Below are 530 nucleotides of genomic sequence, written 5' to 3' on the forward strand. Positions count from 1 at the left end.
GTTCAGAGCGAAAGCGCCCAATCGCAGGTGGTTTACTGACATTACAGAGTTTAAAGTTGGTGAGGACAAGTTGTATCTGTCTCCTATACTAGACTGCTTCAACAATGAGATCATCAGTTATACGCTCTCAAGACGACCGGTGTATGATTTGGTGAAACAGATGCTAGATAGTGCAATTAAGGGCATACCTACAAAGCGCAAGGAGGAGCTAACACTGCACTCAGATCAAGGGTGGCATTATCAGATGAAGACGTTTGCGAATACGCTTAAAGAGAATGACATTAAGCAAAGTATGAGCCGAAAAGGCAACTGCTTAGACAATGCATTGATGGAAGGCTTCTTCGGTACACTAAAGTGTGAGACTATTTATCTTGAAAAGCCGACCTCGATTGAGGCTTTAGAGAAACAGATTCACAGATTTATGCAGTATTATAATCATGAGAGAATTCAGCTGAAACTAAAAGGACTGAGTCCTGTTAAGTACAGAACTCAGTCCTTATTGTAAACTTAAACCGTCCAAGTTTAGGGGG

General features: G+C 41.5%; 1 protein-coding gene. It reads left to right on the forward strand.

Features of this window, described 5'->3' with window-relative positions; all coding sequences use genetic code 11:
- Positions 1-505: IS3 family transposase (locus JFC07_RS13080; protein ID WP_198329233.1), on the forward strand; the 505-nt coding region annotated here is incomplete at its 5' end.
- Between the last annotated feature and the right edge of the window lie 25 nt (positions 506-530).

Source organism: Psychrobacter faecalis (genome assembly GCF_016107575.1).
GTDB lineage: Bacteria > Pseudomonadota > Gammaproteobacteria > Pseudomonadales > Moraxellaceae > Psychrobacter > Psychrobacter faecalis.